At 57.6% G+C, this 12,672-nt stretch carries 10 protein-coding genes; 1 reads left to right on the plus strand and 9 read right to left on the minus strand.

Features of this window, described 5'->3' with window-relative positions; genetic code table 11:
- Window positions 1–28: 28 nt before the first annotated feature.
- The 4 genes from AC5JQH_RS08095 to ald all read right to left on the minus strand — a co-directional run bounded on the left by AC5JQH_RS08095 (window position 29) and on the right by ald (window position 4,508).
- Window positions 29–1,771 carry an alkaline phosphatase D family protein gene (locus tag AC5JQH_RS08095; RefSeq protein WP_493805463.1) on the minus strand — a complete coding sequence of 581 codons (1,743 nt, stop codon included), beginning with the start codon at window positions 1,769–1,771 and terminating at the stop codon, window positions 29–31.
- Window positions 1,772–1,987: 216 nt separating this feature from the next.
- Window positions 1,988–2,599, minus strand: a complete 612-nt coding sequence (locus tag AC5JQH_RS08100) for a Yip1 family protein (protein ID WP_008173563.1) — start codon at window positions 2,597–2,599, stop codon at window positions 1,988–1,990.
- Window positions 2,600–2,794: 195 nt separating this feature from the next.
- Window positions 2,795–3,367: a glutathione S-transferase family protein gene (locus tag AC5JQH_RS08105; RefSeq protein ID WP_136629870.1), complete on the minus strand. Its 573-nt coding sequence runs from the start codon at window positions 3,365–3,367 to the stop codon at window positions 2,795–2,797.
- Between the two features lie 22 nt (window positions 3,368–3,389).
- The gene (gene ald / locus AC5JQH_RS08110) at window positions 3,390–4,508 is read right to left on the minus strand and encodes an alanine dehydrogenase (protein ID WP_136629869.1); all 1,119 of its coding nucleotides are present in this window, start codon (window positions 4,506–4,508) and stop codon (window positions 3,390–3,392) included.
- Window positions 4,509–4,665: 157 nt separating this feature from the next.
- Here ald and AC5JQH_RS08115 point away from each other — a divergent pair, with 157 nt between their 5' ends.
- Window positions 4,666–5,469, plus strand: coding sequence for a dienelactone hydrolase family protein (locus AC5JQH_RS08115; RefSeq protein WP_053113199.1), 804 nt, complete (start codon window positions 4,666–4,668; stop codon window positions 5,467–5,469).
- Window positions 5,470–5,519: 50 nt separating this feature from the next.
- Here AC5JQH_RS08115 and AC5JQH_RS08120 read toward each other — a convergent pair whose 3' ends face one another.
- The 5 genes from AC5JQH_RS08120 to rapA all read right to left on the minus strand — a co-directional run bounded on the left by AC5JQH_RS08120 (window position 5,520) and on the right by rapA (window position 12,672).
- The gene (locus AC5JQH_RS08120) at window positions 5,520–6,215 is read right to left on the minus strand and encodes a lysophospholipid acyltransferase family protein (protein WP_008172949.1); all 696 of its coding nucleotides are present in this window, start codon (window positions 6,213–6,215) and stop codon (window positions 5,520–5,522) included.
- A 170-nt stretch (window positions 6,216–6,385) separates the two neighbouring features.
- On the minus strand, window positions 6,386–6,592 hold the full coding sequence (locus tag AC5JQH_RS08125; protein WP_008172950.1) for a cold-shock protein: 207 nt from the start codon (window positions 6,590–6,592) through the stop codon (window positions 6,386–6,388).
- Window positions 6,593–6,831: 239 nt separating this feature from the next.
- On the minus strand, window positions 6,832–7,212 hold the full coding sequence (crcB, locus tag AC5JQH_RS08130) for a fluoride efflux transporter CrcB (protein ID WP_008172952.1): 381 nt from the start codon (window positions 7,210–7,212) through the stop codon (window positions 6,832–6,834).
- A 17-nt stretch (window positions 7,213–7,229) separates the two neighbouring features.
- The gene (locus AC5JQH_RS08135; RefSeq protein ID WP_092030551.1) at window positions 7,230–9,680 is read right to left on the minus strand and encodes an acyl-CoA dehydrogenase; all 2,451 of its coding nucleotides are present in this window, start codon (window positions 9,678–9,680) and stop codon (window positions 7,230–7,232) included.
- A gap of 130 nt (window positions 9,681–9,810) precedes the next feature.
- Window positions 9,811–12,672: an RNA polymerase-associated protein RapA gene (rapA, locus tag AC5JQH_RS08140; protein WP_493805464.1), complete on the minus strand. Its 2,862-nt coding sequence runs from the start codon at window positions 12,670–12,672 to the stop codon at window positions 9,811–9,813.

Consider the following 12,672-nt stretch of genomic DNA (forward strand, 5'->3'; position numbering starts at 1 on the left):
AGGATAGCTAACGGGGAAGTCTGGCGCCCTATCCGGCGGTGACGTTTTCTACGGTACGGTTGCCCTGACCCGGCAATACCCGACGGGAAGCACTTCGCGCCGCATCAACCTGATACTCCCGTGACTTGATAGTGTCCACGAAATGCCAGTCGGCACGGGCTTCTTCCGGAGTGAAAGTTACTACCATGTAGCCTCGCTGATTCACATTCAGGTAATCCAGATCATCTACCAGAAGACCAATGGCCTGTTCCGCCCCCTGAATCATCTCATCCGGAATGCCCAGATACTCCTCCAGGCCGGGTGACGTGACCGCGGAAGTGGCGAATTCCACGCCAGCCTGGTCACCGTTGATGTCTTTGAGATTATTGGCCCAGGCGTTATGGGTATCCCCCGCCAGCACCACCAGATTCTTGTTCAGCGCCTTGGCGGTACCCAGAACCACTTCCCGTTCGTATTGGTAACCATCCCAGGCATCCAGATTGTAAGGCGCGACGGTATTGATCCGTGCCAGCTCCTCTTGAGTCAGAGAAGGGTCACCCGCAAGAGCGCGGCCTTTGAGCTGAGCCAGTTCCGCGAGTTTTTCCGGAAGGCCTTCAAACTGTTCCGTGGCGATACCCACCAGAAGCTCTGCCGGCAAATTCATCCGGCCCATCAATACCTGCTGTCCCAACACCTGCCATGTTGCGGTGGAGAAGTTCAGGGAAGACTGCAGCCAGAGCAGCTGCTCCGCGCCCAGTAGGGTGCGGTTCTGACTGCCAACATCCGCAGTAAAGCGGGCGGCATCCAGTCCCTCTCCCGTGAAGTAGTCCATGTAGTCCAGTTGCTGGTCGCGCCCAATAATGCGGGTATCCAGCATGTGCAGGTCCACCAGATTTCCGAACCGGAAAGTCCGGAAAATCGCTTCGTCGCTGCCCTCGATCACGGGACGGATCGGCATCCACTCGAAATAGGCCTTGAGGGCATTGAGCTTGCGCTCGGTGAAATCGCCTTCTCCGTCATTATGGTTTTCGGCGCCCTCTTCCCAGGTGTCGTTGGCCACCTCATGGTCGTCCCAGACAACAATGAACGGCACTCTGGCATGCAGGGACTGGAGATCCGGGTCTGCCCGGTACGCAGCGTACCGCCTGCGGTAATCCACCAGTTCGATCAGCTCAAGGTTGTTGTCCTCAGAAAAGGTCCTCCCCAGCGCCTGGGCATCCTGTGCCGCATAACTGCTGCTGTCGGAACTGTATTCGTAGATGTAGTCGCCCAGATGCACCACAGCATCCAGATCGCTCTGTTTACTGATTTCCCCGTAGACGTTGAAATAGCCGGCCGGATAATTCGCGCAGGAGACCACGGCCAGGCGCACTGAGTCGATACTGCCTTCCGGTAAGGTCCGGGTTACGCCCACCGGTGACTGCCGATCGGTCGTCTGAAAGCGGTAATAGTAGCTCTGCACCGGTGCCAGGCCGCGGACGTCCACCTTGACGGTGAAGTCATGGGCCTCAGTGGCCTCTGCCGTGCCGGAGTGCACAAGGTTCTCGAAACCCTCATCCGTCGATACCTCCCAGGCGACACCGACAGGTGCCGAACCGGTCGCCGGTGCAGCCCTGGTCCAGAGCATGACACCATCGGCAAGCGGGTCGCCGCTGGCCACTCCATGGGTAAAGCTGATTGTTCGCTTGTCGGAGCTGTCCAGTACACAGCCTGCGAGGCCGGTCGAAATCACCACGGCGCCCATACCCATGGCTGATGCCTTCAGAAAATCCCGTCGTGTCAGTCGTTTCATTGTTATATCTTCCCCTGCATTCGTCCCTTGTAGTCTCGACGTTCTGCACCTTTCGCCGTTTCTACTCCAAATGAAGAAGCTAATCGGGCTTGGTTAAGAACGCATTGCCAATTTGCGACAGGGGGATGGCAAATCACGACAAGTCTTTTGCAAGAAACAGAAACCATAAAAAAGGGGAGCCAGTGGCTCCCCTTTTACGGTCCGTTTAAACCCGGTCTATCCGCTGATAAATACCGGACCGACTCCGAAGTTCCAGAGAATGACGGAACCCACTCGAGTGGATACCAGGATGACCAGGGCGACGGTCAGCAACGCTCCGGCGTACATGACCGCCCGCTCCTTTTCGATGCCCATGACAATCGGCAGTCCGTCATACATGAGATAGGCGCCATAGCAGGCGGCGGCCAGGAAGACGATGGCGTTGAACCAGGGCACTGGATACAACAGGGCAAATCCTGCCAGGAACAGAGGAGTGCAGGAGTAGGCTGCCAGGGCAATACCGTTCGAGGGTACGTGTTCTTCCTTGGCGCCGTAGGTTCTTGCCATCCAGTTGATGGCATAACCCAGCGCAAAAACGCCGACCAGCATTGCCAGATAGGTCAACACGCTGAGCTGCATTGCACTGATCTCGGTTAACTTGATCAGCCGCTCATTGCCAACCGTCCAGCCGAAATAGGCAGTCGATATATAGGCACAAATGGGAGCTATCGCCGCCAGAATCAGAACATAGGCAACATAGACCCGGCGCGGAGTTTCATGTTCTTTTCGTATGGAAGCCCACTCTTCATCAGGATGGGTAAAGAGACCGAACGCATGTGACAGGAGCATGGATGACCCCCTCTCTCTTCTATTGTTGGTATTTATACGTACGGAACGCGGTAACCGGCAGATCAGACGCTGTTCCTTAATCTTAACTATAGTCAAGAACAGCGATTGCGAAAGCAAAATGACGCAGGATGATCGGGCAAGTTTTTTTTCAGCCTTGGCTGGAGGCGGCGGCCGGCGATTGCCGGCCGCGCGGAGTCAGGAATTGCGCGGATCGGTCTCGGCAACCCAGGGGTAATCCCGGTGGCTGTCGCGGAAGGATAACAGGCTCTCCACACCGGAAAAGTCCACAAGGTCCCTGAAATCCAGCCAGTCTACCAGGCAATAAAGACAGATGGCCGGGTAATTCCATTCCTCGAACTGGCCCTCTTCCGCCATTGCCGACAGCGTGCGCAAGGTTGTCATGATGCGTTCACGTTGAAGGTTGTAGAACATCAGGTCGGCGCCGGTATCGATTCCGGACTTCTCCGAGAGCAGCAAGGTGACCGCGGAGTCATTGGCGCCATCGATCATGGTCAGCTGGTTTTCCTGATCCCAGGTCAGCGGATCGCGGCCCTGTTTGGCACTGACGTAACGGGCGATAATCCGGGAATCATAGATTTCCTTGCCACCGTCTTCGAGTACCGGAATTTTCAGGGTCGGATTGTTTCGCCGCAGCTCGTCCCGGCCTTCACCATAGATATTGAGATTGAGGAATTCATAGGGCTCTTCGTCCAGCAGGATACGAATACGCCGAACGTAAGGTGAAGTAGTGGATCCGATCAGTTTCATGGTTTCTCCGGGGATTTCACACTCAGGATCCCAACAGGGATTCAGGGTTGGTGTATGGGTGCCCGGTCGCTTCTGCCACTTCCCTGTAGGTCACCTTGCCCGCGGCCACGTTCAGCCCGGCCCTGAGGTGTTGATCTTCCTTCATCGCCCGATCCGGACCCTTGTTGGCCAGGGCCGCCACAAAAGGCAAAGTGACGTTATTCAACGCCAGAGTCGACGTGCGCGCAACGGCACCCGGCATATTCGCCACGCAGTAATGTACCACACCATCAACAATATACGTGGGATCGTCGTGCGTCGTGGCCCGGGAGGTTTCGGCACAGCCACCCTGATCAATGGCAACGTCCACGATAACGCTTCCCTCCGGCATCCGGCGGATCATGTCGCGGGTGATCAGCTTTGGCGCAGAGGCCCCTGGAATGAGCACACTGCCGATGACAAGATCGGATTCCGTCACCGCCTGATCGAGAGTCTGGGCCGTTGAAAACAGGGTTGTGATGCGGTTGCCGTAGAGATGGTCCAGGTTTCTGAGTACGTCCATGTTGCGGTCCAGAACCGTGACCTGGGCACCCAATCCGACCGCCATGGCAATCGCATTCTGGCCGACAACTCCGCCACCAACGACCGCTACCCGCGCCGGACTGACACCGGGTACGCCGCCCAATAGCACGCCGCGACCGCCCATGGCTTTCTCCAGGCAATGGGCACCGGCCTGGATCGACATGCGCCCGGCGACTTCCGACATAGGCGCCAGCAGGGGCAAGTGCCCTCCACGGTCGGTCACTGTCTCATAGGCAATGCAGGTAGCGCCGGACTTCACCAGGTCGTCCGTCTGCGCTTTGTCCGGGGCCAGATGCAGATAGGTGAAAAGCGTGTGCTCCGGCTTCAGCATGGCCCGCTCTTCGGCCTGGGGCTCCTTGACCTTGACGATCAACTCTGCGGTATCGAAAACCTCCCCGGCCGTCTCAAGAATTCGCGCTCCGGCCTGCCGATAATCCTCGTCGGAAAAGCCAATGGCGAGGCCAGCTCCGGTTTCCACAAACACCTCATGATTGTTGCCGCACAGCTCATGAACGGCAGCGGGTGTCATGCCTACACGGTATTCGCGGTTCTTGATTTCCCTGGGTACACCGATCCTCATACACAACCTCCAGATCATTCGGGATTTGCGGGTGTCTGACTGTAGTGTAGTCAAAAGGTCCTATACTGGATTGGCAACTGATTGCATCGGTTTACCGGTTCCGGGCGTAGATTTCCGGACAAAAAGACAATCCGACCCAAAAGGAGCAGGACAGATCATGAAAACTCTGAAAACAGCGGCGACCGCCGCAGCCCTGTCACTAACTCTGGCAAGCACGCAGGTACTGGCAGAAATGCAAACCAAGACCGTTGAATACAAGGTCGGTGAAACCACCTTCACCGGTTACATGGCCTGGGATAATGAGTTCGAAGAGAAGCGCCCGGGTGTTCTGGTGGTGCATGAGTGGTGGGGCCACAATGAATTCGCCCGGGATCAGGCAGAGCGGCTCGCCGCCGCCGGCTATACCGCGTTTGCCCTGGATATGTATGGCTCCGGCAAGCAGGCGGACCACCCTGATACCGCCCAGAAGTTCATGCAGGAAGCGACCAAGGACATGGATCAGGTGAAGGCGCGCTTCATGAAGGCGATGGAGATCCTGCAAAACCATGAAAGCGTTGATGCGTCCCGCATTGCTGCACAAGGCTACTGTTTCGGCGGCGCGGTGGTCCTGAATATGGCACGTATGGGCGTGGATCTGGACGGCGTCGTCAGCTACCACGGTGCGCTTGGCAGCCCCATAACCGCCGAAGCCGGAACAGTGAAGGCCAGGGTTCAGGTGTACACCGGTGGTGCCGACAAGATGGTTCCCTCGGACCAGGTCGCCGGCCTGGTGAAGGAGATGCAGGATGCAGAAGTCGATCTCACCCTGGTGAGCTTTCCCGGCGTGCTGCACTCATTCACCAATCCTGGCGCTGACAAGGTCGCCGAGGAGTTCGGCATGCCGATAGGTTATGACGAAGAGGCCGCCACCCGTTCCTGGGAGGGAACCATGCGTTTCTACGAGGCTATTTTCGCCCGGTAACACCGTGCGCTGAACACCGGAACCCGGCCTGGCGGCCGGGTTCTTCTGCTTCAGAGGGACGACGCAATACTGTTGCGAACGTCTGTCATCAGATCATCCAGCGGCAAAGCCCCGGACGCCATCGGGGGATGAATGACGATTTCAATGTCACCGCTGCTGAAGGCAGCACTTCCCTTGGGCAATCGCTGGTGGGACCCACAGATGGTGACGGGAAGAATCGGAAGCTCGCCATCCTGTGCAATGACGAAACCACCCTTCTTGAAGGGTAGTAATTTGCCATCCCACGAACGGGTTCCTTCCGGGAAAATCAGAATGCCGGTGCCGTCCGGGAGCTGGCCGACACCCCGCTTGATGCTCTCCAGTGCATCACTGCCTTTCGAACGATCGATAAACAAATTCCGCGAGGCTTCCAGTGCCAATCCGAACAGGGGCACCTTGCGCAACTCTTTCTTGATCACCCACCGATATTGCAGACCAAGGGCGAGCACCAGCGCCGGGGGATCAAGATAGGAGGCATGGTTGCTCAGAATGACATATCGCTGACCGGGCTCGATGTTTTCCCTGCCACGAACCTTGAGGCGGATACCGCAGACTTTCAGGATAATCCATGCATAGATCTGGGTGCCGTGGAACGCCGCATCCCCTCGCTTCCCCAAAAGGGCTGCAATAACAATCGGGAAGAACAGAATCAGGGTGAGCAGTATGGCCCAGAACAGGATCCAGGCGGCCTTGAGCAGTCGGAGCATGTAATGATTCCTGGAGATCTCGACTTCCGGTTAAACGAGCAGCAGGTCGGTAAAGATTACACAATGATGGGAAAATGACAAAAGCGTGCCACCTTGCCAGGCGTTTTTCAGCCATTAAAAAAGGCAGCCGAAGCTGCCTTTTTGGCGGTTATTGCCGAATCCATCAGGGATTACAGGGCAACAACGTTCTCCGCCTGAGGACCTTTCTGGCCCTGGGTAACGGTGAACTCAACCTGCTGGCCTTCTGCCAGAGTTTTGAAACCGCTGCCCTGAATAGCGCTGTAGTGAACAAAAACGTCCGGGCCGCCTTCACGAGTGATAAAGCCAAAGCCTTTTGCTTCGTTGAAGAACTTAACAGTACCGGTAGTAGTAGACATACTTAAACTTCCTGAAATCAATCATATTATCTGCCGCCTCGCACCTTCATGGTGTCAGGTCAGCGTTTTGCGGAAATACAGAACTCGCGGAATCAAAAACAGGACGGTCACTACTAACTGCGGAGGTACGTCTTATTCATGAAATGCTTTACTGAATCTTTCCTACGCCCTTCACTCTACTCCTGAATCCGAAGCTTGCCAAGGGTATTTTCGAGAATTTGTGTAGGTAGTGGTACCCATCATCCCTTCACCAGGCCAAAGGTGTAAATTCCCAGTGCAGTCATGAGGATGGAGCCGACAACGTGGGCCAGAATACCGGTGATGGCCATGGCCCATTTGCCGTCCTGGATTGCAGCAAACATCTCGAGTGAAAACGTCGAAAAGGTGGTCAGCGCACCGCACAATCCGGTTATGGCAAAGAGCCGCCACTCCGGTGCCAGCGTGGTACCATGGCTGAAGTAACCGATCAGCAGCCCGATCAGCCAACCACCACTGAGATTGGCAACCAGCGTTCCGTAAGGAACGGCATGGTATGTCGTGTTCAACCACAATCCCAGAGCCCAACGAAGGTTGGCGCCGATGACGGCGCCAACACTCACAGCAACGAACGACAACCACATGTCAGGGCTGTCTCCTGTCAGGCGGGGTTGTGATCAATCACTGTCTCCTTGTTGCGCGCAAACTCATCAAACGGGAAGTCATCGACCGTTAGCATCTCGAGTACCACCGTCTCATACTGGCGCATGAAATCGGCCTCTTCCTTGGTATAGATACCAGCCTTCAGGGCCGCCTCAAACCGCTCTTCCGGATGCAAGGCGGTCATCGGCAATTCACCTTTGGCGTAGGCCTTGGTCGCTTTCCGGTATAGCTGTTCTGCCTTGTCGTAGTCCTTGAGCAGACCGTTGTAGCGAGCCACCGGATTCTCCACGGTGCCCTCGCCATTGGTATGCCAGATGCTGGCAATCAGCTTATTGCGGATAGGCGTGTCTGTGGATATTGCACGAGCCAGTTTGCGCGCAAGGTCGTCCTGCGGACTGCCCCAGCGACGGCCAAGCGGCATCGTGACGCCCCGCAGAACCAGCGCCACGGCGCGATTCGGCAGGTTCTGGAGGAACTCATCCAGGGCGTTTTCAGTGCGATGCAGCAGCATGCCCAGGCTGTACTCCATTACTTCCTTCTCACCCTCTACCGGCTGGGTCTCGTGCCAGTTCTTGAGGACCATGGAAGCCAGGTACAGGTTGGACAGCATATCTCCCAGCCGTGCAGAGATAAGCTCCCGCATTTTCAGTTCGCTGCCAAGCGTGGTCATCGCGGCATCCGAGCACAGACCAAAGGCTGCGCTGAAGCGGGCCACGGCCTGCGCGTACTTGCGACTGGCACTGTCAAACGGCACATCTGCCCGTCCAAGACCAAGAGCCTGGGTGAAGGCGCGGGCGGCATTGCCGAAAATCAGCCCGGCGTGGCCGAAGAACGCATCGTCAAACGCGTTGATATCATCGTTGTCCTTGGCCGCCAGCTCCTTGAGCACATACGGATGGCAGCGAATGGCGCCCTGGCCGAAGATCATCAGGCTGCGGGTCATGATGTTGGCACCCTCAACAGTGATCGAGACAGCGGCACCGCTGTAGCCTATGCCCAGGTAGTTACGCGGGCCAAGCGTGACGGTCTTGCCACCGTGAACGTCCATGGCATCGGTCAATACACCGCGCTGGAACTCGGTAAGGTGGTATTTAAGGATGGCAGACGGCACTGCCGGCTTCTCACCTTTATCAATCATATTGGCAGTGTGGTTTACAGCTGCCTGAGAGATATAGGTCTTGGCGGCGATTCGGGCCAGAGGCTCCTGCACACCCTCCATATCAGCAACCGGCGTATTGAACTGACGGCGGATACGGGTGAAACCACCAGCGGTGCCAACGGCCGACGCAGCCGCACCGGCCGCACCGGACGGCAGGGTGATGCAGCGACCCACCGACAGGCACTCAACCAGCATACGCCAGCCCTGACCGGCCATATCCACGCCACCGATGATGTAGTCCAGCGGAATGAAGACGTCTTTACCCTTGATCGGGCCATTCAGGAACGGGCTGCCAATCGGGCAATGACGACGGCCGATCTCCATGCCTTTGGTGTCCCTGGGGATCAGTGCGCAGGTAATACCATAGTCTTCAGTTTCGCCCAGGAGCCCGTCCGGGTCGAACATGCGGAAGGCAAGACCAACAACCGTGGCGATTGGCGCCAGGGTGATCCAGCGCTTCTCGAAATTGAGCCGGATACCGACAACTTCCTTGCCATCGACTTTCTGTTTGCAAACGATACCGGTGTCCGGAAGCGACGTCGCATCTGAACCAGCCCTTGGGCCCGTCAGACCAAAGCACGGAATTTCACGACCGTCTGCAAGCCTTGGCAGGTAATGGTTTTTCTGCTCCTCGGTGCCGTACTTGACGAGCAGCTCGCCAGGACCAAGGGAATTGGGTACGCCCACAGACACCATGAGCGTCTCGTTGGATGCCAGTTTTTGCAGAACTGCAGACTGCGCCTTGGCAGAGAATTCGAGGCCACCGTATTCCTTGGGAATGATCATCCCGAAGAAACCTTCCTTCTTTAGGAAGTCCCACAGCTCTTTGGGCAGATCAGCCCGCTCGACCGCCACGTCCCAGGTGTTACACATGGAAATTGCCTGGACACACTGGTTGTCGACGAAGGCCTGCTCTTCCTCGCTCAGGCCGGTATTACGGTTTATCAGCAGGTTGTGCCAGTCGGGCCGACCAGTGAACAGTTCACCGTCCCAGCCGACCGTACCGGCTTCGAGTGCCACTTTCTCCGTCTCGGACACCTTCGGTGCGACCTTCTTGAACATCGCGAAAATGCGGGGTGTCAGCCAGCTTTGGCGAAACCCGGGGAGGCCGGCAGCAGCTGTTACGGCGGCACCAATAAACAAAACCAGGGCCAGCAAACCAGAGGCGAAAATCAGCGACAGCAGGCCGGTAACGGCCATTACGCCAATCGCGGACGTTGCACCAGACTCGCGCCGCATCACAATCAGCAGGCCAGCCAGTGCCACTACAAACAGTATGAAAGTCATCATAGGTTCTCTCTGTCATCCATGGTTCGGGAATGTCGAAGACTATAAACCGTTACGTTTACGGTACCGCATCAGATGAGGGCTGACCAGCAAATGCCGCACAGTCAGCCAGTTACGGAGATCACACCTGGCATTATGCGGTCACGATCACACGAATGCCTTCCAATGCCAGGCTGGCGTGCCCTATCGCCTCTTTTGCCGCCTCGAACTGCTCGCGGAAAAAGTCGATTTCCTCCTCGCGAATCGCCGGATTCACCTTTTGCAATGCTTCCAGCCGACGGATTTCCGGTCCGAAACTGGCCTCCAACTGCTCAAGCGCCTGAGACTTCAGGGGTTCCAGATGAGGCTCCGACAACCGCTCCACGTGGTCCACCATGGTTTCCACCTGGGGCCGGATCTGCGGGACGATGGCCTGGGCCGTGCGACGCCGGATATTCGAGCACATCTCGTTAAGACGGTCGTGGGGCAACGCGCCCGAGAGTTCCTTGCCATTTACATCCACCAGCAGCCGAAGTGGCGAGACCGGCAGGTAGCGGGTCAGTTGGAGCGCTTCCGGTGCCGGGCAGTGCACAGTAAACAGGGCCTCCATCAACAGCGTTCCGGGCGGCAGCGCCTTTACGGAAAGACTGGCGAGCGCGGCCTTGCCAAGGCCGGAGCTGGTCACCGAGTCCATTACCCCCGTGACCATCGGGTGCTCCCAGCTCATGAAAGCCAGGTCTTCCCGCTCCAAGGCATTCTGTCGGTCCCAGGTCACGGTAATCCCGTCTTCCGGTAATTCGGCGACATGGCCGGCCTGATATTGCTCGCCGGGTCGCAGAATGTCGGAGTGATCGGCATGGTCTTCGACATCCACGCCGAGGATGTCAAAAGCCTCCATCATGTAATCCCGAACCCGGGCCTCGGATTCTTCGTCTTCGATGGCGGCGATCAGATCCTCTGCCACCTCAGGGCGACAGGAATTCAGCTCGATCAAGGCATCACGGCCAGCCTGCAAGAGCGTTTTCAGGCGCGTTGCTTCGTCCGCGGAGGCCTCGACGAGTCCATCAGCCACATCAAGGTCGCCATCAATAGCCTGCTGCCACTGGGCCTGCACCGCTTCCTGAACGGCAACGCCCACCGCGCAGCTTTCGGCAAAGGCGTTCAGGCCCTCGTGGAACCAGCGGAACTGCACCTCCTGACTGGTGCCACTGAGGTAGGGCACGTGAATATCAATCGCTTCTGTCTGACCGATCCGGTCCAGCCGCCCGATGCGCTGCTCGAGCAAGTCCGGGTTTGCAGGCAGATCGAAGAGCACGAGATGATGGGCAAACTGGAAATTGCGGCCTTCGCTGCCGATTTCAGAGCAGATCAGCGCCTGGGCACCCTGCTCCGTGTCGGCGAAATAGGCGGCGGCGCGATCACGCTCGATCAGGCTCAGGTGTTCATGGAAGGCAGCACTGCGGATACCCGCTCGCAGCTGGAGATAATGCTCCAGGGCCATGGCAGTCTGGGCACTGGCACAGATCACCACCACTTTGGCGGGGCGCAGGCCGACCAGCTTTTTCTCAAGCCACTCAACCCGGGGATCGTCCGCCAGCCACTGCTCCTCGGGCACCAGTTGCTCCGGGGTCAACTCCTTAATACCTGAGGCCTGCCCTTCGTACATGGCCGGACAAGGCAACGGTTCAGGATCGGGTCGACGCTCGGGAAATCCCTGGATGGCCGCCCGGGTGTTCCGGAACAGCACGCGACCGGTACCATGCCGGTCCAGCAGGGCATCGATCACCGATTGCCTCGGATTGTCACCGGCAAACAGCTGGTCCAGCTCTTCACCCAACCATTCCCGCAGCAGCTTCTGATCGCCCTCGCTGATATCGGAGCTTTCGTCCTGAAGCCGTCGGACAACACTGTTGATGGCTTCATACTGCTGCTCTTCTCTGCGGAAGGTTTCCAGATCATGGAAACGGGCCGGGTCGAGAAGCCGCAGGCGGGCAAAGTGACTGGCGATACCCACCTGCTCGGGCGTTGCTGTCAGCAAGAGCAGGCCGCGGCTGACCGCCGACAGTTCCTCAACAATCCGGTATTCCGGGCTAACCTCTTCAGGGCTCCACGCAAGATGATGGGCCTCATCAACAATCATCAGGTCCCAGTGAGCCTTGAGGGCATCGTCCTGCGCCTTCTGGCTTTTCTTCAGGAAGTCGAGACTGCAGAGCACCAGCTGTTCGCTCTCGAACGGATTCACCGCATCTTCATCGCCAAAAATATGGTTAACCAGCGCATCCACGTCGCTTTCCTGCTCTTTCAGAGCGTCGTAGCGACCCTGATCCACTATGGAAAATCGCAGATTAAAGCGGCGGAGCATTTCCACCAGCCATTGATGGGTGAGGGAATCCGGTACCACGATCAAGGCACGCTTTGCCCGGCCAGTGTGCAGCTGATAGTGGAGGATCAGCCCCGCCTCGATGGTTTTGCCAAGACCGACCTCATCTGCCAGAAGAACCCGTGGCGCATGGCGCCGGGCAACTTCATGGGCAATGTATATCTGGTGTGGCAGATGCTGCGTGCGGGCGCCGATCAACCCCTGGGCTGACGATGCCCGCAGGCGGTTCATGTGCTGAAGCGTGGCAAACCTCAGGCGAAAGGCGCCGTTGCGATCGAACTGGCCCGCAAACAGCCGCTGGTGCGGCGCAGAAAAATTCACGGATCCGGCGAGTTTCACCTCGGATATTTCGTGCAGATCGGTGCCGTCGTCCCCGTGATACAGGAGCACCCCGCCCCGGTCCTCAACTGCGCGGACGGTGTACCGTTCGCCATCGAAGGTCTCAATCTCTTCCCCCAACTGATAGATGATGCGGGACAGCGGGGCGTTATCAATCGCGTAGGTGCGCTCCTCATCGGCGGCAGGAAACCCCAGGGTCACCCGGCGCCCGGAGATATCCGTGACGATCCCGAGCCCCAGGCCGGTATCACTGTGGCTGACCCAACGCTGACCAATAACAAATTCCGATGTATCCAA

This window comes from Marinobacter sp. H13, assembly GCF_059072335.1.